The organism is Alteromonas sp. BMJM2 (genome assembly GCF_027257845.1).
Lineage (GTDB): Bacteria > Pseudomonadota > Gammaproteobacteria > Enterobacterales > Alteromonadaceae > Alteromonas.
The window spans coordinates 76,955-97,300 of record NZ_JAPVOT010000009.1; the positions used below are offsets into that span (position 1 = coordinate 76,955).

Consider the following 20,346-nt stretch of genomic DNA (forward strand, 5'->3'; position numbering starts at 1 on the left):
ATTAATAAAATTGTCATCTGCAGTTTGTTTGACCGTTTAATAAACACAATGTCGAAATAAAATCCAAGGTGAGCAATTTTACGACAACATCGAGAGCAACAGACCTAGCTTTCACCCTGCTTTTTCTTTTTAAACACGGCAAACAGTTTCTTAATTCCTTTAGGTTTGTCATCTAGTGTAAGCGATGACTCATCCATGGGTTTTTGTTTTGGTTTTTGCTTTGGTTTTAGTGACGCAGTATTACTCGCGCTTCCTTTTTTCCGTTTCAAGATAATGATAACTGCGATAATGATGCCAATAAGCAGTATTGAGCCATTGATGGCGATAGCCAGCAGCGTGAAGGTAGCAGAATCTATAGTATCAACAGGTGACTTCTCTTCTGTTTCAAGGGGCATTTCAGGCTCGGGGGGCACTACAGGGGCGCTTCCATCTACAATAGGGTCTTCGCCATTTATAAGTGGATCTTCAACCTCGGGTTCGAGCGGCCCCTGACCTAAAAACGTGTATTCTGGCACATCGAGAATAAAGTCTCGGCCATCTATCGTTGCTCCGTAAGCCGTAAGCTTTACACGGAATACCCCTTTTTCATAAGCAACAATTGGGTACTCTCTCGCCTCAGCTCCACCTTCGGTAAGAGAGAAATTTTGTGTATCTCCGTTGGGAAAGCGCACTTTGCCATCCACCAGCAAGGATTCGATCTGAACGAGCTCTCTGTCTACATCAATGAGCAAGTTGTGGTAGCCGGAATCGTTTTCGTTTATTTCCACCGAAATATCGACAGGATTTTCGTACAAAATTATCGGAGAGCCTTCCTGCTCTCGGGTCATCATTGGTGTTTCGACAGAAAAAACAGGCTTCCATTCTCCTGACGCAATTTTTAAATTAAACTGGCCTGTAAAAATACCATCTCCAGGCCGCTCGTCCATCCCCAAGCCATCGTCTTCAAACGTGGCGACTAACTCGTCTACCGCACCAAAATTATTATAGTTTGCATTGTTGGTGCTTATAAACTCTATATCTACATCCACAACATTTCGAAATTCCTTGTTCGTAATTTCCTCTCCGCCATTGGTTAGATAGGCGGTCGACTTTAAAATTTCGCCAGAAAAAAGGATATTTGGAAGTGGGTCGGCGGTTAACTCTATATCAGAAATAACCATAATCCGGCTTTCTTGTAGCACTTGACCCACTGCTTGCCACGGACCGGGGACAGGATTTTTAATCGTGATCATGTCGAAGGAATCGGAATCGAACCACTTAACTTTTTCTTCGTCTACCCGGCCTTGAAATAATTTAGAGCCATCGGGTCGAACTAGCACAACGGGTGCAGAACCGTATTTGCGAAAGAACACCATGGTGATCTCTTCGACGTTGTAGTCCACGCGAAAACGATTTTTTAATAATTCTATGGAATTAGTGTAGTCATCTCCAAGCTGAGAAATAACCGACGTGTCTACCGATTGCTTTTTCCCTTCACTAGGGGTTACCGCGCCATCAGCAGTTTGCAATGCAACATCTTGCTGTTCCCGCAGCGATTGTGACGACGCGTTTGTACACCATGTGCCTAAAAGGAGCATTGCGCAATAAATCCACACTCTCACGCTGTAGTGCTGCTGCAATTGATTAAATTGGTTATCCACCAAGATTACTTACCTGCCTTAGGTTATATTCGACTATTGAGGACGCCATATACAGCTGCCACCCGCTTCCTCGACTATATCTAGCCGAGCTTCATGCCTTTCTAACTCATCGGCGCTAGCCCTAATAACCTTTAATTTATTTGCCGTGCGTTCAATACGACGAAGCGCTGTAGCATCAGCGTCGCTAGTACCGTTAGACGCCAATTTGAGCTTAGTCTGTCCGCCCGTCATCAAAAGATACACATCGGCAAGAATTTCGGCATCAAGCAAAGCACCGTGCAACGTTCGATGACTATTATCTATACCGTAGCGTTTACACAAGGCATCAAGGTTATTTTTCTGCCCCGGATGCATTTTTCTGGCAAGGGTTAGCGTGTCCAGTACATCGCAAATTTGACTGGTAATAACACCTTTGGTGCGCGCTTCCATCTTAAATTCATGATCCATAAACCCAACGTCAAACGGCGCATTGTGAATAACAAGCTGAGCACCTTTAATAAAGTTTACGAAGTCATTTGCCACAGATGAAAACACGGGTTTATCTGCAAGGAATTCATTGGTAATGCCATGCACTTCTATCGCCTCTTGCTCTATATGGCGACCGGGATTGATGTAGGCATGGAAGTGATTACCCGTTAAACGGCGATTTACGACCTCTACACAGCCAATTTCAATGATTCTATGGCCTTCTTTGGGGTCAATACCCGTCGTTTCAGTATCTAAAACAATTTGGCGCATACATCCTCTGCTATTAATGTGTTTCTATTTTTTGATAGTATATCAACCCCATCGCCACAGGCTAAGGGAAATAAGTAAAAAATAAATGTGCAGCCCTCTCACATAAGAGCTGATAATGGCTCACCATTAAAAGGGCACTTCTTGCCGAAAGCTGCATTTGCCAATTCTATTGCAATAGAGTGCACGATTAAAAAGGCTGCAGTCGAAAAGACGTGCGGTAAAAACACACGGAAAACACGATATGACACAAAAAACCATAGACATTTTTACCGATGGTTCTTGCTTGGGAAACCCAGGCCCAGGAGGCTATGGATCTGTGCTCATCTATAAAGGTCACAGGAAAGAGTTGAGTGATGGTTTTGCCCACACCACTAACAATCGAATGGAGCTACTGGCGCCCATTGAAGCACTAAACTCGTTAACGGAAACATGCAACGTGGAGCTCACCACCGATAGCCAATATGTTAAAAATGGGATTAATCAGTGGATCCACAACTGGCGAAAGAACGGTTGGAAAACATCAGATAAAAAGCCAGTGAAAAATGCAGACTTATGGAAAAGACTCGATGAAGCGGTAAAAAAACACTCGGTTAACTGGCATTGGGTGAAAGGGCATTCAGGTCACCCCGAAAATGAGCGATGTGACGTATTAGCAAGAACCGCCGCTGAATCTAAACCGACGAAACCAGACGACGGTTTCGCCGGTAAATAGATTGCTATAGGTTCAATTTACCAAGACACCACTATCTTGCCCTTTGTATCATTATTTTCTAAACGAGCATGGGGCTTGCCTATATCTTTAATGTTGTAGTGGGTATCTAGATTGACCACCAGCTCGCCGGTCTCAAACGCCGGTAAGCACACCGTGGCGAAGTCTCGAATAAGATTCGCTTTGTACGCATCGCTGCGATTGCGCAGCGTGGTCCCTGTTATCGTTGCTCGCTTACCAAGTAATAGTGCCATATCTAGATTATCAGCATAGCGCCCGGCTAGCATAGCAAGATTAACGATAATGCCGTCTTGCTTTATCACGCTTAGGTTTTTATTGAGGTAGTCTCCTCCCACCATATCAAGCACCATATCGATGCCTTCAGGCCATTCCCTTTTTATTTCCTCAGCAAATGATTGTGATTTGTAGTTTATGAGTAGTTCGGCACCATTGTCTTTTGATAACGTCAGTTTTTCCTGTGATGAAGCAGTAACAGCACTGTGCACGCCCCAATAGCGACATAACTGGGTAGCGGCAAGCCCTACCCCACTGGCTCCCCCATGAATAAGAGCGCGCTGAGCAGGCTTCACATGGGCAATAGTTCGCAAACATTGAAAGGCCGTTAAAAATACCTCGGCCAGTCCAGCCGCTTCAACAAATGGCATACCGTCGGGGATGGCCATTAAGTGAAAAGGGTTAACAATAACCTCTGTTGCGTAGCCACCGCCGGCAACTAGTCCGAAAACCCGATCGCCCTCTTTAACATTGGAGATACCTAATGCTACTTCTGTTACGGTACCAGCAACCTCTAACCCTAGTATTGTGCTTTCGCCCTGCGGTGGGGGATAGTGCCCCTGACGTTGCAATGTATCGGCACGATTAACCCCAAAAGCCTTAACCTCTACTTTAACCATTCCATCAGGCAGCCCATAGGACTCTTTTTCTTTTACAGTGAGTTCTGAAGGCGAACATCCTTTTTCAAAGTCTACGTAATACATTTTACTCTCCAGTAGATAGCCGCATTTGCGGATGTGATTTCTTTACGCGCTGACTAGGGTTAAAGTTTAGTTAGCGCTGAGACCTACTGAACTTGCTGTCGCAATATGGTTTTTCACAACAGATACCCGCACACGGTAAGCTAAATTTCGGTATGATAGGGCCGCGTTGTCGTCCGTAGGGTGTCCCATGATTACCCATGAGTTTAACCGCGCATTTTTTACCCTCTTTAAACGTTATTACATCTATTTTATTTATTAAGAGAGCCTTCATGTCAGCACAAGTCATACTTCAACCTAACCGAGATAAATCTTTGCGTCGGCGTCACCCTTGGATTTTCGAAAGCGCGGTGGCAGAAGTAAAAGGTCGAGCAAAATTTGGCGATACGGTTGATGTTTTCGATTCTGAAGGTGAATGGTTAGGTCGTGGTGCTTACTCTCCAGAATCAAAGATTCGGATTCGTATGTGGACGTTTAAAAAAGATGAAAGCATCGACAATGGCTTTTTTATGCGCAAATTAGAAACTGCGCTGGTCCTTCGCAAACGCTTGTTCAATCCCGCAACAACGAATGCGTTTAGATGGGTGGCCTCAGAGAGTGATGGCCTGCCTGGCATTACTATCGATTTGTACGACAACGTGGCCGTGGTTCAACTGCTCAGTGCTGGTGGAGAAAAACACAGAAGCAAAATAGTGTGGGCAATCACTAAATTACTTCCCGATGTGCATATCTATGAGCGCAGCGATGTAGATGTTCGCAAAAAAGAAGGGCTAGAGCCAGTGATGGGCGTATTACACGGTACACCACCTAGCAAAGTTACCGTATTAGAAAACGGGCTCAAAATTGTCGTTGATATTGAAAATGGTCACAAAACAGGATTTTACCTCGACCAGAGAGACAGCCGGGCTGCCGCTGGCAATTATGCAAAAGACGCCGACGTATTAAACTGCTTTAGCTATACCGGCACCTTTTCATGCTATGCGCTACAGGGCGGAGCCAGATCCGTAACTAATGTAGATGTTTCTCAACCAGCATTAGACTTAGCGAAGCATCACGTTGCTATTAATGGGCTTGACGAAGATAAAGCGCAATACATTAATAAAGACGTCTTTAAAGCATTACGAGAGTATCAAAGTGAAGGAAAGCAGTTTGATATGGTTATTCTCGACCCGCCAAAGTTTGTCGATAACAAGGCCACCCTCAATCGCGCAGCACGAGGCTATAAAGACATAAATATGTATGGTATTCACGCGGTAAGATCAGGGGGGCTTTTACTAACATTTAGCTGCTCTGGCTTGATGCCAGCAGATTTATTTCAAAAAATTGTTGCCGATGCCGCCCTTGATGCAGGTCGTACGATAAAAATTATTGCTAGGCTTAATCAAGCCTCTGACCACCCTATCATTGGCAGCTACCCTGAAGGTTATTACTTAAAAGGTCTGGTTTGTGAGGTCACTGACGACTAGAGAAAATCGCTTTAGTCGTCGGACTAAACTAGCGTTTGCAAACGCTTCGCAAACGCTTTTCAAACGCTACTCAATTGTGCGAGGAAGCAGTTGTATGAGGTAGCTGTTGGCATTACTAAGGTTGTGATTTACCTTACGCTATTTTTACCTTATAAAGCGAGCTGAGACATACCACTGTCACTTTCAGGCTTTTGCTCTAGCTTTCTCCACACCATTTCGTGAAAGTAAAAAGCCACCGTATTCACTGCTGGCTCAACGAGTGCCACCAGACCACCTACGACCATACTGCCCGTTAGTAAATAGGCAACGGTAAACGCTACCGCAAAATGCATAATGGCAAATGTTATTGTCTTTTTCACAATTGGCTCCTCAAATTCGCTTCAATTGATTTTGTTTAAACAGTGATGCTTTATCGAGTTGGTTAATGTTCTAACAACCAATATCGCAATGAGGGAAATCGTAATGAGAATTATTATTAATTGCAAGCGAAATGCTCATCCATTTTAAATAACAAGGTAATCGCTTTTTTTAATCAAGACACAAAAAAACGGCGTAAGATCCAAAGTGACCTACGCCGTTTTTTAAATATCAAATAACACCTCGCATCTGTTGCGTGACAGCAGTACGTACGAGCAACACCTATACGCCTTTTGCTGTGCGGTGCCAGATGCGTGATACCTAAGTCGTGCTACCTAATTCGTGCTATTTCATTTGAGTAATTTCAACACCAATGATGCAGCTTGCATCGGTTTCAGGTTCACATCGCACCACATTAGCAAGGGCTGCAAGTGATGGTATCTGTGAACTGGAGGATTCTATGGCGACACTAATCTGCGTTCCCACCTCAATAGCAGGTTCATCCACTTCCAGAGACATGCCCGTTGCGCTTATATCCCTACACATCGCCTGCATCGTACGGCTAGACTCATCGTCTGTAACCTGTAATTGACACGGCGAGTTGACCATCATCCTGAAAAAATTACGCTTATCGTCGTATCCTAGCATGCCTACTTCCTCTGATTTTTAGCTCACGCTTACTACCCTCTTTCTGTTATAGATTGAGGATAATCACTTGTCAAACCAAGCGATTAAATTACGTACAATTATGTGTACATACAGTGTGTAATAGCAAGAATTAAAAATCGTCTAAGAACAAGGAAATACGTTTTGCCGATATGGGGTACGCAGTACCAAGCTGCTGTGCGAATAAAGATACTCTTAGCTCTTCAATCATCCACCGCGCATCATCAAGGGCCTCTGGTACCTTTCCCTTCGGATATTTACTGCACGCTTTTTCCCATTCTTTAATACTTTTATCAATCGTAAGCTGATGCATCCTGTCTTTATTAGGATCGATAGGTAGCTTTTCTAATCGACGTGAAAGGCCTTTTATATATCGATTCCAATCTTCTAACCTGCTCTCTCCAATGTGAGAAGCAAACCCTGGATAGACCAATGACGCCAAGTGAGCCTTACAATCGCCTAATGCGTTAATCATGGTTAGCTGCACATTGCCCTTCATTTGCTTTTGACATTGATGGGCAAGCGTAAGCCCCTGCTCTACTTGCTTAGCAATACCGAGCACTTTGTCATTAATGTCAGCCCTGACTTTATCAACACAGGCTTCAAAGTCTGCTTTTTTTCTAATATCAGTATTATGCGCTTTGCAATAGTCAGACACCAAGGCATCAATACCCGCAAAAATACAGTCATCGATAAGCGCTTTCACGTGACCGAAAGGATTAAAATAAAGACCTAGCTTTGCTTTATTTGGCAGCTTATTTTGCAAGTAATTCAATGGAGAAGGCATGGCGTTTTTAATTAAAACATTCACGCCTTGTCGATGCTCAACCGCAGCTTTATCAGCCTCATCGACAAGAGCAATATCCACTTTATCGCCCCGTTTCACCAGTGCCGGAAATGCCTGTACTTCAAATCCACCCACCTTTTGCACAAAAGTATCAGGTATAGATTCAAAGTCCCACTGCTCAATGTCGTTTCGCTCTAAATCAGGGGTAGCCGCTTTCTCAAATGTTTTTTGAACCTGTCCTGCACATTGCTGTTTCAGCGCGTGCAAATCGTCGCCAGACGCAATAAATTCATTGTTGTCGTTGGTCACAGCAAAATGCATCTTTAAGTGCTTGTCTAGTTGTTCGAAATTCCAATCCTCTGGCTCAATCACAACCCCTGTCATTTTTCGCAACTTATCGGCAACGGCTTCTACTATCGCTATTGGGCGATTGTTTTTATCCGTCTCGGTTATATCTGCAAGACAGGCATCAGCAAAGTTAGGCGCCGGAACAAAATTTCTGCGCAAGCGCTTGGGCAAGGTTTTTATCATTCCAACAATGAGTTCATGCCTTAACCCCGGCACCAGCCAATCAAAGCCAACATCATCGACTTGGTTAAGTACGGGCAGCGGGATTAGAACAGTGACACCATCGTTTTCAGCATTTGGTTCAAAATTATAGCTAAGGGGCAGAGTGATGTTACCTTGTCGCCAAATATCAGGAAACGCATTGGCAACGGACTGGCCTGGCTGTTGACGATATACATCCTCTTCACTAAACGTGAGGTTTTCATTACTACCGTGCTGTTTAAACCACTTTTTAAAAGCTGCATCGTTGTTTGCTTCAACGGGAACTCGCTGAGCATAAAAGTGTGTAAGCTCTTCATCGTCGACAAGTAGATCTCGACGCCTCGTCTTTTGCTCAAATTCGTCAGCTTGCTCAAGCAGTGCTTGGTTTTCCTGCAGAAATTGATAATTGATTTTCGTGTTGCCGGCCACCAGCGCTTCGCGAATAAATAGCTCATGGCAAATTGCGGGGTCAATAAGACTATAGACTTTCGCGCGTTTCATCACAATGGGCAGGCCAAACAGCGTCACTTTTTCAAAGGCAATAACTGCGCCTCTTTTTTTGGACCAGTGAGGCTCTGAATAGCTGCTTTGCGTCACGTGTGTGGCAAGGGGCTCTATCCAAGACGGCTCAATTTTGGCAACCATACGCCCAAACAGCTTTGATGTTTCTACTAGCTCCGCCGCCATTATCCATTTAGGTTGTGCTTTCGACAAACCCGAGCCCGGAAAGATCATAAACTTGGTATTTCGAGAGCCTAAATACTCTCGGTCTTTATCCTTGAAACCCAAATGAGATAGAAGGCCACTTGCAATAGCTTGATGAATAGCCTGGTAGTCGGCCTCTTGACTGCTAATACCAAACCCTAATTCGGCGATAGATTTTTTCAGTTGGCTGACAATGTCCTGCCACTCTCTCATACGCAGGTAGTTGATAAACCGCGTTTTACACCATTTCCTAAGTTGGTTTTGGGTAAGGTTGTTTTGCTGCGCTTTAAAACCTAACCAAAGGTTAAGAAGGCTAATAAAATCTGAGTCTTTATCTGCAAACTCACTGTGACTCTCATCCGCTTGCTGACGTTTTTCTTGGGGCCGCTCTCGTGGGTCTTGTATAGAGAGGCCTGCAGCGATAACCATGACTTCGCTAAGCGCGTTGGTACTGTCTGCCTCAATAACCATTCTCGCATAGCGAGGATCGATAGGGAGTCGCGCAATACTTCTACCCATCTTTGTCAGCTGCATCTTGTCTTTGTGTTTTGCAATTGCCTGAATTTCTTCCAGCAACCTAAAGCCGTCGTTGATATTGCGATTATCTGGCGGCTGTACAAATGGGAAGGCTGCAATATCACCTAAACCTAGGGCCAGCATTTGCAGAATGACTGACGCTAAATTTGTTCGCAATATTTCTGGATCTGTAAACTCAGGACGGCCTAAGTAATCGTCTTCACTATAAAGTCGAATACAGATGCCGTCAGACACACGACCACAGCGCCCTGCCCGTTGATTTGCCGACGCTTGAGAAATGGCTTCTATGGGCAATCGCTGTACTTTACTTCGAGCGCTATAGCGGGAAATACGTGCAAAACCTGGGTCGATAACGTATTTGATACCTGGCACAGTAAGAGAGGTTTCCGCTACATTGGTAGCAAGTACAATGCGCCTACCGCTGTGAGACTGAAATATTCGATTTTGCTCCGAAGCAGACAGACGTGCGTACAGTGGAACCACTTCAGTATTGCGATAGTGCTGCTTACTTAATGCATCTTGGGTATCGCGTATTTCCCTCTCACCACTAAGAAACACCAATATATCACCTGGCGCCTCCCCCATAAGTTCATCCACAGCATGTATGATTGCATCAGTTTGCTCTACCTCTGAGTCGCTGTCTTCATTAGAGCGATAACGAACCTCTACAGGATAAGTTCTGCCACTTACCTCAATAATGGGCGCATTGTTAAAATGCTCAGAGAATCGTTCTGGATCGATAGTCGCGGAGGTAATAATAAGCTTTAAATCTGGGCGTTTATCTAGCAACTGGCTCAGGTACCCAAGCAAGAAGTCAATATTGAGGCTTCGTTCGTGAGCCTCATCAATAATGATAGTGTCGTACTGATTTAAGAATCTGTCTTGCTGCATTTCAGCTAGCAGCATACCGTCGGTCATCAGCTTTACGTAACTTCGCTCACTGACTTGGTCGCTAAAGCGAATTTTAAAGCCTACTTTTTCACCTAAAGGCGTGTTCAATTCTTCAGCAATTCGCGTGGCTACGCTTCGCGCGGCAAGTCGTCTTGGCTGCGTATGAGCAATCATACCGTCAACACCGCGGCCTAACTCCAAACAGATTTTTGGCAACTGTGTGGTCTTCCCTGAGCCCGTTTCACCCGCAACAATAACAACTTGGTTATTTGCAATGGCTTCTTTTATATCCTCTCTTTTGTCGCTGACAGGAAGCGGTGGATATTCAACCTTCGGTAAATTTGCTTTTCGCTGTGCTTTTTTCTCAACAGAGCGTGCAATGTCATTCTCTAATTTTTCAAACTGCTGCAGCAGTTTATCATTATTGCGCTCAATGCCTTTTGAAGCGGTCGAAGTTTCAGAGGCGGTCTTTCCTTGTGCCGCAGCTTTGGTTTCAGATGAGGCCTTAATTTCAGAGGCATTGAGCGCTTGGGCAAGCTGAGTAATACGTCGCTTTAACCGAAACTTATCTGCCGTAAGGCAGGAGTCGAGCTGTAGATAAAGCGGTTTTATTGCAATGGGTGAAGACAAAGTAACATCCTACGAAAAATAACTTTAGAGCGTTAAATTCAAATATTGGCAACTAGTACGGAGATTTAGCGTGACTGGGTTAACTCATCGCCCTGTGGTTCACTGAATCGAGGAAAACCAAAGCTAATTGCCGCTATCCCGAAAACGAAAATCAACATGGGATACCAACAATAAGGGGTAATGGCTAAGGGAGAAATTCCCACTACTGCCGCAGCACTAAGAAGCTGGGCGCCATAGGGCACGAGCCCCTGAAAGCTGCATGAAAATATATCCAGTAACGAAGCGGTGCGGCGAGGATCAACCCCATACTTTTCGTTCAAGTCTTTAGCAATTGGTCCCGCAGTGACAATAGCAATAGTATTGTTGGCAGTCGTAATATCTAAGAAGCTAACTAACCCAGCAATACTAAATTCAGCGCCTTTTTTGGTGGTGACTCTTTTTGTTAATCGTTGAATAAGCCACGTAATACCGCCATTAGCATGCATTAACGCCACAATGCCGCCAATAGTGATAGCAATCATCGCCAAGTCTTGCATCCAGCCCATGCCTTTTTGAATGCTTTGCATCATTGACAGTAAAGTAAAACTGCTTTGAGCAAGGCCAACTATGCATGCACTGGCAATACCTACCGCAAGAACGCTTATTACGTTAAACCCACTTAGCGCAAAACCTATAATGCACAAGTACGGCACTATTCGCCAAAAATCATAGCTCTGTGCTTGCACAATTCCCGATGTGTCCACATCAACAAATAGAAGTAAAATCATAGTCACAATGCAGGCAGGAAGAGCAACCATTAGGTTAGCCCGAAACTTATCTTTAAGCTGCACACCTTGAGTTCTGGTTGCCGCAATAGTGGTATCTGACACGAACGAGAGGTTATCACCAAACATAGCCCCGCCCACCACTATTCCCAGCGCCATTTCAATTGGCAGCCCAAGATTAGTAGCAAGGCCTGCTCCTATGGGTGAAAGCGCCGTTATTGTTCCCATTGACGTTCCCATTGCAAAAGAAATAAAGCAGCAAATAAGGAACAGGCCGGGCAAAATAAGTGAAGAAGGCACAAACTGCAGCGCCATGTTTACCGTAGCATCACGAGCACCAATATCAATGGTTACTGCATAAAACGCTCCTGCAAGAAGGAAGATAAGCACTAGCAAGATAATATTTTTATCGCCACCGCCTTTGCAAAAGGTTTGGACCTTTTCGGAAAAGCTGACCTTTTCGTTCTTAGGGTTAAGGCAAAGGCCGTAGCCTGCGCTAATGAAGAACGCAACAAGTATGGGCATCGAAGTAATATCGTTGGTAGTAATACCCGTTACAACCACAAGGATGACAAAAAGAAGAATGGGCGTTAGCCCTATTGGATTTGGCGCGACAGAATTAGTTGGATGCACAGGAACTCGTTTATGTTTCGTCAAATTTCATTAGGTGGAGAGGATAAAACGTTTTGATTATATTGCAAAAGAAAATTAAAAACCTGATGGGCTTTCAATTTATCACGCACGTGTTCTGTGCATTAAAAAAGTGACACGTCCAAATGAGGGTAGAAATACAAAGCTTAATGTAAACACTGCTTCGAATTTTCACCACGCCCAATGCATTTAAGGGGGCGCAATGAAAAAAAGGGAATTAGACAGATTGCAGTGTTACTTGGCGTGTTGACCTTGTCCCTTTCAGATAACCTCGCAACTATCGGTAAAAAGAGACAAAGCCAATGCATTTGGTTAAACCGCGTGTCGATAGCCATCATTTAATTGCACATCAATGGCTTTTAACACCGAGGTTCTGTTGATGCAGCCTAGCAAAATGCCATCATCATCTACAACAGGGTACACTTTCGGTTTTTGTTTCAGAAATAGCTCTGCAAGCTCAATCACTGACATGTAGGGCTTTACCGATAATACCGGCGATTTCATTATATCACCCACCCGGCATATCTGTTCTCGGTAGTAGCTAGACGCTATCATGGTGGCAATGCAGTCTTGCTCTGACAGAAAGCCAATTACCTTACCTTTACTATCAAGAACAGGACCTCCACTCTGCTGGGTTGACAGAAGAGCTTCTACTGCCTGCGCAACGGGCATCTCAGCATTCAATTTCACTGGGTGCGTATTCATATAATCACTGACTTGCAACGATTCCATCTTTATTCTCCAGTCGATGCGCCTACTTGCAGTTAAAGCGTTACAAATGAATAAGCGATGCGACATTTTAATTATTATAAAAATCTGTGAAAGCGACAAACGTTCACAGTGTTAGCGTAGACCGAGAAACTTGCTCAATCCAGCCAACTTAACATTTTTTTTACAGCAACCGCTTAAAGTGATTGTAAATTCCCGTTCCCCAGAGATGTTGAATGCCTTACAACAAATAAAACTCTATGGCTTAAAGCAGGCGTTACAGGATAGAAATTTGGCGCTAGCAGTATCCCAGTGTAAACTGCCACACAAATTTAAGGGAACATTTCGGTGGTTATGCAAACACCTACTTTTTTATGGCACGACTTTGAAACCTTTGGCACAAACACCCACAAGGACCTACCCTGCCAATTTGCGGCAGTGCGTACCGACGAAAACCTAAACATTGTGGGCAAGCCCATTAATATAATGAGCGCCATAGCCAATGACTATCTCCCCCATCCTAAAGCCTGCTTAGTAACGGGTATCACACCCCAGCAAACATTACGAGACGGCTCAAATGAAGCCGACTTTGCAGCCAAAATTTATCAAGAAATGTCGACACCCAACACGTGTAGCGTGGGTTACAACAGCATTCGGTTTGATGATGAAGTATCACGCTTTTTGTTTTATCGCAATTTCTATGACCCGTATTCAAGAGAATGGAGAAACGGTAATAGCCGCTGGGACATCATCGACTTAGCGCGAGCCTGCTACGCGTTAAGGCCAGAGGGTATTATTTGGCCTGAGCGTGATGATGGCTCGCCAAGCTTCAAACTTGAACTGCTTACCAAAGCCAATGGACTTGAACATGGTCATGCCCACGACGCATTAAGCGACGTTTACGCCACCATTGCCCTTGCAAAGTTGATTAAAGAAAAACAACCAAGATTGTTTGACTACGCTTTTTCTCTTCGCAGTAAACACGCGGTAACGCAGCAATTCGACCTCTCAAAACCATCAGTATTACTCCACATTTCTTCCAAGCTACCCGCAGCCCAAGGCTGTTGTTCATGGATAATGCCCGTTGCAAAACACCCTAAAAACAGCAATGGATTTATTACTATCGATTTATCTCACGATGTTGATAGTTTAGTGAACGACACACCTGAAGAGATAAAACAAAAGCTTTACGCCCCGTCTGAGCAATTCGCGACTAAACAAGAGCGTCCTGGCATAAAGGTTATCCACGCCAATCGGTCCCCGTTTGTTACCACAGCGAAAGCCATGTCTGAAGAAAATGCACAACGCTTAGGCCTTGACCGCGAGCGCTGTCTAGATAACTACAGAACCATTGTGGCCAACCCCGACATAGCACAAAAGCTTGTCGCTCTTTACGACATAGAAGATGAACATGGTGAACAGGATATCGACCACGCTCTATACAGTGGTGGCTTTTTAAGTGAGGAAGATAGGCGCTGGTGCGAACAAGTCATTGAGTCGAGACCTGAAAACTTAATAGCTATTGCCGATAATACCCAGCACCAGGGTTTACGGACGCTACTCTTTAGATATCGCGCTAGAAACTTTCCAAATACCCTTACCGCTGATGAGATGACACGATGGCAGCGTCATCGCCACGCCCGTTTAACCGATGCTTCATCACACGGCTCTATCACCTTAGATACTTATTTGGTTCAACTGGAACAGCTCGCCCATGAGTATGCCGACAACCCTGATAAGCAGGCAATTTTGCGTGCGTTATACCAATACGCTGAAAACCTTTGACCCAAAGCCAGTATCAGAATAAATTGTTGGGTATAAGGAAATGATGGCTAGATTGCTAATTAGCTGTGTTTTGAAAAAAACAAACACTAAGTAATAATAACAACAGCCTGAAAAAGTACCATTAAGTAACAATACGAGCGGCCGATAACACATCAAGGTGTGCTCAGAGGATTATGTTGTCATGAATGGCGTTACAATTAGTTTCGATAAATCTAGAACGTATATAAATATTCAACTCGACCCATCTTTATTTGATGCCGATATCAATATCAGTGACATTCGTGCTGAGCTTGAACGCGGCGAAACATCTGGTCTGTACGTTTCAGAAAAATCGCTAAAATCTGCATGTGATACTGCCAACCACTATTTTAAAACTGGCGACAAAACGATAGTACGAGAGCGAATAGGCGAGCGAAAAAATGCCGAAGTAGAGTTTCGTATTCCCGAGGATAATATGTCGGCTAACTTAGTGTTAACGGCACCTTACGGCGGCAAACTACCCTCTATAGGTTCAATAATGTCTCTTGCAATGAAAAGTAAAATTGTTAAGGGCATAAGTACTAAGCGCATCAAAACATTACTTTTTCAGGCTAAACAAGCCAAAAGTGGCAACATTCTTGAAGACACAATAGCTAAGGGTCTCCCCCCTAGAAATGGCAAGAACTCCAAATTCATCCCTTTAGTTCCTAATGCATTAGAAAGAATTTTGAAACCCCAAACCCAAGCGGGTGAGCGAGTTGATATGCGTAATTTAGGCGAAGTAATTTGTGTAAAAGTAGATACACCAGTGCTAAAGCGCACTGCGCCTACAAAAGGCCGCACAGGATTTGACGTTAAAGGCAATAAGCTTCCTTCCGTACCAGGCGAATGGCTTGATTTCAAAATGGGAAGCGGTACCGTGGTGTCAGACAGCGATTCAAACCTGCTTGTTTCATCGATATCTGGTATGCCGAAATACCGCGATCAAATAATGAACATAGACGACACCTTTATTTGCACGGGCGTTAATGTGGGCTCTGGGCATGTTAATTATGACGGTGCTGTATTGGTTAACGGTGATGTTACCGAAAAAATGCAAATTAAAGCCTCTGGCGATGTCACTATTAATGGTTTTGTAGAATCTGCATTCATTGAATCAGGTGGTGATATTATTATTACTGAAGGCGCCATGGGTAAGGTCAACGATAACGATGGTGAATACCATTGTAAGTTAGTCGCCGCAGGCAGCATTCACGTTCAGCACGGGCAAGGTGTTGAGGTTCAATGCAAAGGCGATGTTACTGTTGGCAGACAACTAGCCTACAGCAGATTGCGCTGTGGCGGCGCTGTTATCGTAGGCCAATTAGACAATCCTATGGGAAATTTGTTTGCCTGCGACATCATCAGCCAAGGCCGTGTTGAAGCTGGCACATTAGGTGCGGTGTCTGGCAGTACGTTAAAAATAGATTTTAGTCCGGGCTTTAATTTATTGTTAGAGCGAAAAGACGGCTTAGATGAGCTGCTTAAGCAAATTCGCGAAAACAACTCAAAGCACAAAGAAAAAATCGATTTACTGAAAAGTAAAAAAGTCCCGAAAGAACTCAAACAAAAAATGACTGATGCCCTTGAGTTATTTAACAACGAAACGGCGTTGCTTGAATGGATTGAAGGAAAAGCCTCTGAAATAAAAGGAGCAAAAGAATCCTACCAGTCTGACGTTAAGCTGATAGCGAATAAGCGTCTTTATCCCGGAGTTACTGCCAAACTAAACAATAGAAACTGGCGTTCAGAGCGCGAGTATAACCGCTCACAGATTCGCTACGATGCCCACCAGTGGCACTACGACCCTATCGTTTAAGCTTTATGTTTAGCGGTTGCGATAGGCGGCGTCTATTGTTGATATGCCACAAAGGTGCACGCTAGCTTGTTCGCTTGAGTATTTTACTCTGCCACCGAAATAGTATTTTGACCCTCGCGTTTATCTTTATTCAACGCTTTTAATGTGCGCTCATACCAATCTGAAAACTCTTCTTCTCCTTTCAATTCGGCTAAACCCATAGACACGCTCATTAACGATGAAATGGCATCCTCTTGCTTTATGCGCTCTTGTAAACGATGGGCTAGAGTTGTTGCCGCATTCAATTCTGTTTGCGGGCACAAAATTATAAACAACTGTTCATGAAAACGAGACACCACATCCACTTCTCGAATTGTACTTAAACAGCTTGCCGCTGTTTTTCTTAATACATCTTCGCGTACAAAATCATCGATAATTTTAGCGTTAGGATCTCGCTGCGATAAATCGATAAGAATAAGCGTTGCGGTTGTATGAAAACGCAGGAAGCGAGAAATTTCCTCCTCAGCACGCTGAATCATGTGATTTCGATTATACAGCCCAGTCGTTTTGTCATGGGCAGATAAAAAAGCGAGCGTACGATTCTTTTCTAGAAGCGTTGCTTGAAGTGCACCTATTTCAGCATCTTTTTGCGCAACAATATGTTGGTATTTTCGCACATATCGATTGCGGTAGATTAACCATAGCAACACAAGCAATACGATACTTACCCAAAGTATTAATTGAGAATAGCTGCGGCTATAGCGCATTTTAACGTTATTCCAACGCTTATAGATTTCTACTTTCTTTTCTTCAGGAATACGCTCTATAGCAAAATTGAGTTTTGGTATTAAGTAGCTCGACGATTTGTTTACGCCAAACGCTAGTGAGTCGTGTGGCTCTGCATACCCCACTATGCTTAAATCTTTTAAATTTTGATTATTGATATGCATGTTCACGCTTAGCAGTGAACCAACCATTACCTCGAACTTATCTTCGCTTAGAAGCTTAAGTCCTTCTCGCTCAGACGGCACCATCGCTAAACGTACATTGGGGTAATGACGATAAATATATTCAAGCTGACGATAGCCATCAACGATGCCAACTGTTCGGTTACCTACCCCTGCATACCCTTGCAGCATCACAGTTCCCTCTTTTGCAATCAACACATTGGGGGCTTCAAAATAAGGGAGACTAAAATCGAGAAACTGCCGGCGATAGTCTGAAGTATTCAGCATTGGAATGACTTGGCAACGCCCTTGTTGAACAAATTCTAAGCTTTGCTGCCAGCTCTCCGTAGGAACTAACGTAAAAGAGAGATTGCCGATGTCGGCGATAATATCGAGATATTCAGCAGATATACCAACATGAAGGTTATTGCGGATGGCTTCGTAGGGTGCCCAATTCGGATCGACACAGTAGGTCACATTCTCAATACTATTGTCGAGTATTTCGCTCTCAAACTCATTTTCAATTTGAGCTGATGCCGCGCAAATAAGCATATTTACGCTAAAGAAAATTGTCCATCCGACATAGCTAAATAATTTCAAATTTTACCATTAACACTACCTGCAAAAACAGCGAGAAAGTATTCATTCTTCACCGCCATTTTGCAATATTTTCAAGAACGTTTTTATGCGAATTTCTGTGATTTTGCAGTTAACTGGTTACGTAACGTGCTGCTTGCGTTGAAACTCGGCCTTTTCGTATGTCTTTTTCTGCATAATATCCGCCAGTTTAGACACCGCGACTTCAATATCTTCAAATGATAGATAAAGTGGTGCAAAGCCTATTCTCAAAATATTGGGGGCCCGAAAATCTGCAATAACCCCCTCAGCAATCCACGCCTGGCATATTGCATAGGCTTCGGGGTGCGATAGCGCCACCTGACTTCCTCTGTTTTCGATAGGAGGGCTGACAATATCCATATAGTCGCAAAGGCCTGCGCGCTTTCCTTCTGCGGCGAAAAACGCTTGAAGCTTTTTGGATTTTTCATCTATCGCTTTCAAGCTTATTTCGTCAAATACTGACAAAGCGGCATCAAGCACACTCATGCTCAAAATACCTGGGGTGCCGCATAGGTTCTGACTCACTGAATCATCAGCTTCGTAATCAGGCGTAAATGCAAATGGAGATTTATGCCCCATCCACCCTGACAAAGGCTGCTTATATTGTTGTTGATGTCTATGCGCTACATACACAAACGCCGGCGCACCTGGGCCACCGTTTAGGTATTTGTAAGTACAACCTACCGCAAAATCTACATTACACTTGTCTAGTTCAACTGGAAACGCCCCTGCACTGTGCGCTAAGTCCCACAATGTAAGAATACCAAGCTTCTGTGCTTGGCGAGTTATCGTCTCCATATTCAATTTAAAACCGGAGCGAAAGTTTACCTGAGTGAGCATAAGCACTGCGATGTCATCAGATAGTTGGCTTTCAATCTCACTTTCCTCAATGTAACGAATGCTATAGTCGTCACCGAGCAACGTGAGTAGCCCCTGAACCATATAAATATCGGTTGGGAAGTTGTCACGGGTGGTTGCTATCACCTTTTTATTAGGCTGCATATTGAGCGCCGCGCTTAACACCTTAAACAGATTAATGGATATTGAGTCACAGGAAACGACTTGCCCTGCCTCTGCCCCAATAAGCGCGCCAATTTTATCGCCAACCTTTTGAGGGAGTCTTATCCAGTCGTGACAGTTCCAGCTTTTTATTAAATCCTTACCCCACTGGTTAGTTACCACGTCGCGAGCTCGCTCCTCAGCGGCCTTTGGTAGTGGCCCCAGTGAATTCCCGTCTAAGTAAATGGTATCGGGAGGCAGTGCAAATTGACTGACAACGTGGCGTAAGGGATCTTTATCGTCTAACTGCTTGGCGGAAAAAACCTTGTTAATCATTTGCTGTCACTACCTTTACGAGTGCTTTGTAGGAGTCTGATTTAGGATGTAGCCAATCAAAATGGCCACCGTTTACAATAGAGATTGTTTTGGCATGCTCGCTTTCACTGTGCGAAGCGGGCACGATGGCGTCCGAATCACCCTGCATCAGCACAACCGGATACCCAATACGCTCTAAATGTGGTGTTGCTTGCTTATACGCCTCAACACGTACTTCGGGCTTGCCGCCCATAAAATCAGGCGTAGCGGTTTGACAGCTATTTGTACCCTTGGCGTACTCGGTTACATTGGTAATTGCTGCAAGGCCGATAACGGCTTTTATATTTATGCTCTTCGGTATATTTAGCTGAGAAGCGGCAGCAAGCAGGGCCAAATGGCCTCCCGCCGAGTGGCCTACAATGAATACATTTTTTTCTTCGTTTGTTTGGGAAAGTGAGTGCGTTATTGTGTTTATCGCGTCTTGAATATCGTGAAAACTGCCAGGCCAACCTCCGCCCTCATCGCCGGTTCTTCTGTATTCCACCGCGTAAGTATCGATGCCTGTGTTAGCCAACGCTGAATAGAAGCCAGCGCCATGGGAAGCATCGTATGCATTTAGCCAGCAGCCGCCGTGAACAAAAATAATCGCAGAGTTAGAAGAGCTTACTCCCCCGCTATCTTTTTGTGCTTCGTACACTGACACCGTTTGAAGCGCATCGCTGCCGTAAGAAATTATGCGCGTAGGCACAGTTTTAGGCAGCAATAATAGTGAGCTGTAGGGAACTTGGTCAAAGGTGGCTAATGTTTCTGGCGTCTTAATTTCGCTGTGTTTTTCATCGACAGCTGTCAGTGATGAACACCCGGCCAAGGTCAACATGGTAACGACTAGCAAAAGTAATTTATTCGGTAACCTGAACATTACAGGCCAGGCTTTCTCATGCCAATCCGTAGCAGCCCAGTTCATGACAGCGCTAATTTTGAAGATGCGTTTTTGTAGGCGCTTGCATTGGCACCGACGTTTACATTGGCGTCTAAGTAAATAAAAACTATTTTGGCAGAGTAAGTTTTAAACT

General features: G+C 44.2%; 15 protein-coding genes. 4 read left to right on the forward strand and 11 right to left on the reverse strand.

Annotation, left to right across the window (positions count from 1 at the left end):
• Positions 1–104 precede the first annotated feature (104 nt).
• Both O9X84_RS11545 and dnaQ read right to left on the reverse strand, forming a co-directional pair.
• On the reverse strand, positions 105–1,577 hold the full coding sequence (locus O9X84_RS11545; RefSeq protein ID WP_269520007.1) for a TIGR03503 family protein: 1,473 nt from the start codon (positions 1,575–1,577) through the stop codon (positions 105–107).
• Positions 1,578–1,673: 96 nt separating this feature from the next.
• Complete coding sequence (gene dnaQ, locus O9X84_RS11550) at positions 1,674–2,378, reverse strand: DNA polymerase III subunit epsilon (protein WP_269519920.1); 705 nt, start codon at positions 2,376–2,378, stop codon at positions 1,674–1,676.
• A 241-nt stretch (positions 2,379–2,619) separates the two neighbouring features.
• On the opposite strand from dnaQ, the gene rnhA reads away from it, so the two are divergent.
• Positions 2,620–3,090: a ribonuclease HI gene (rnhA, locus tag O9X84_RS11555; protein ID WP_269519921.1), complete on the forward strand. Its 471-nt coding sequence runs from the start codon at positions 2,620–2,622 to the stop codon at positions 3,088–3,090.
• A gap of 17 nt (positions 3,091–3,107) precedes the next feature.
• Here rnhA and O9X84_RS11560 read toward each other — a convergent pair whose 3' ends face one another.
• The gene (locus O9X84_RS11560; protein WP_269519922.1) at positions 3,108–4,085 is read right to left on the reverse strand and encodes an NAD(P)H-quinone oxidoreductase; all 978 of its coding nucleotides are present in this window, start codon (positions 4,083–4,085) and stop codon (positions 3,108–3,110) included.
• Between the two features lie 269 nt (positions 4,086–4,354).
• Between O9X84_RS11560 and O9X84_RS11565 the strand changes: the two genes are divergently transcribed.
• Complete coding sequence (locus tag O9X84_RS11565) at positions 4,355–5,548, forward strand: class I SAM-dependent rRNA methyltransferase (RefSeq protein ID WP_269519923.1); 1,194 nt, start codon at positions 4,355–4,357, stop codon at positions 5,546–5,548.
• Between the two features lie 149 nt (positions 5,549–5,697).
• On the opposite strand, the gene O9X84_RS11570 is transcribed toward O9X84_RS11565, so the two are convergent.
• The 5 genes from O9X84_RS11570 to O9X84_RS11590 all read right to left on the reverse strand — a co-directional run bounded on the left by O9X84_RS11570 (position 5,698) and on the right by O9X84_RS11590 (position 12,817).
• A complete protein-coding gene (locus O9X84_RS11570) occupies positions 5,698–5,907 on the reverse strand; it encodes a DUF2061 domain-containing protein (RefSeq protein WP_269519924.1) in 210 nt (69 codons plus the stop codon).
• A 343-nt stretch (positions 5,908–6,250) separates the two neighbouring features.
• A complete protein-coding gene (locus tag O9X84_RS11575; protein ID WP_163107205.1) occupies positions 6,251–6,553 on the reverse strand; it encodes a PilZ domain-containing protein in 303 nt (100 codons plus the stop codon).
• A 130-nt stretch (positions 6,554–6,683) separates the two neighbouring features.
• Positions 6,684–10,670: an ATP-dependent RNA helicase HrpA gene (hrpA, locus tag O9X84_RS11580; RefSeq protein WP_269519925.1), complete on the reverse strand. Its 3,987-nt coding sequence runs from the start codon at positions 10,668–10,670 to the stop codon at positions 6,684–6,686.
• 65 nt (positions 10,671–10,735) lie between these two features.
• Entirely contained in the window at positions 10,736–12,067 is a 1,332-nt protein-coding gene (locus O9X84_RS11585; RefSeq protein WP_269519926.1) for a Na+/H+ antiporter NhaC family protein, read from the reverse strand.
• Between the two features lie 330 nt (positions 12,068–12,397).
• Positions 12,398–12,817, reverse strand: a complete 420-nt coding sequence (locus tag O9X84_RS11590; protein WP_269519927.1) for a CBS domain-containing protein — start codon at positions 12,815–12,817, stop codon at positions 12,398–12,400.
• A 330-nt stretch (positions 12,818–13,147) separates the two neighbouring features.
• On the opposite strand from O9X84_RS11590, the gene sbcB reads away from it, so the two are divergent.
• Positions 13,148–14,578, forward strand: a complete 1,431-nt coding sequence (gene sbcB, locus O9X84_RS11595) for an exodeoxyribonuclease I (protein WP_269519928.1) — start codon at positions 13,148–13,150, stop codon at positions 14,576–14,578.
• A gap of 181 nt (positions 14,579–14,759) precedes the next feature.
• Positions 14,760–16,415, forward strand: a complete 1,656-nt coding sequence (locus O9X84_RS11600; RefSeq protein ID WP_269519930.1) for a DUF342 domain-containing protein — start codon at positions 14,760–14,762, stop codon at positions 16,413–16,415.
• Between the two features lie 83 nt (positions 16,416–16,498).
• On the opposite strand, the gene O9X84_RS11605 is transcribed toward O9X84_RS11600, so the two are convergent.
• The 3 genes from O9X84_RS11605 to O9X84_RS11615 form a co-directional block, all read right to left on the reverse strand.
• On the reverse strand, positions 16,499–17,941 hold the full coding sequence (locus tag O9X84_RS11605) for a diguanylate cyclase (RefSeq protein ID WP_269519931.1): 1,443 nt from the start codon (positions 17,939–17,941) through the stop codon (positions 16,499–16,501).
• Positions 17,942–18,058: 117 nt separating this feature from the next.
• The gene (kynU, locus tag O9X84_RS11610; protein WP_269519932.1) at positions 18,059–19,294 is read right to left on the reverse strand and encodes a kynureninase; all 1,236 of its coding nucleotides are present in this window, start codon (positions 19,292–19,294) and stop codon (positions 18,059–18,061) included.
• A complete protein-coding gene (locus O9X84_RS11615) occupies positions 19,287–20,237 on the reverse strand; it encodes an alpha/beta hydrolase family protein (RefSeq protein WP_269519934.1) in 951 nt (316 codons plus the stop codon). The genes kynU and O9X84_RS11615 overlap by 8 nt, the downstream gene beginning before the upstream one ends.
• Positions 20,238–20,346: the final 109 nt, after the last annotated feature.

What these genes read in the sequence shown, in the direction of transcription:
- O9X84_RS11545 (WP_269520007.1), bottom strand. Translation starts at nt 1,577, where the DNA reads ATGCTCCTTTTAGGCACATGGTGTACAAACGCGTCGTCACAATCGCTG.
- dnaQ (WP_269519920.1), bottom strand. Translation starts at nt 2,378, where the DNA reads ATGCGCCAAATTGTTTTAGATACTGAAACGACGGGTATTGACCCCAAA.
- rnhA (WP_269519921.1), top strand. Translation starts at nt 2,620, where the DNA reads ATGACACAAAAAACCATAGACATTTTTACCGATGGTTCTTGCTTGGGA.
- O9X84_RS11560 (WP_269519922.1), bottom strand. Translation starts at nt 4,085, where the DNA reads ATGTATTACGTAGACTTTGAAAAAGGATGTTCGCCTTCAGAACTCACT.
- O9X84_RS11565 (WP_269519923.1), top strand. Translation starts at nt 4,355, where the DNA reads ATGTCAGCACAAGTCATACTTCAACCTAACCGAGATAAATCTTTGCGT.
- O9X84_RS11575 (WP_163107205.1), bottom strand. Translation starts at nt 6,553, where the DNA reads ATGCTAGGATACGACGATAAGCGTAATTTTTTCAGGATGATGGTCAAC.
- O9X84_RS11590 (WP_269519927.1), bottom strand. Translation starts at nt 12,817, where the DNA reads ATGGAATCGTTGCAAGTCAGTGATTATATGAATACGCACCCAGTGAAA.
- sbcB (WP_269519928.1), top strand. Translation starts at nt 13,148, where the DNA reads ATGCAAACACCTACTTTTTTATGGCACGACTTTGAAACCTTTGGCACA.
- O9X84_RS11600 (WP_269519930.1), top strand. Translation starts at nt 14,760, where the DNA reads ATGAATGGCGTTACAATTAGTTTCGATAAATCTAGAACGTATATAAAT.
- kynU (WP_269519932.1), bottom strand. Translation starts at nt 19,294, where the DNA reads ATGATTAACAAGGTTTTTTCCGCCAAGCAGTTAGACGATAAAGATCCC.
- O9X84_RS11615 (WP_269519934.1), bottom strand. Translation starts at nt 20,237, where the DNA reads ATGAACTGGGCTGCTACGGATTGGCATGAGAAAGCCTGGCCTGTAATG.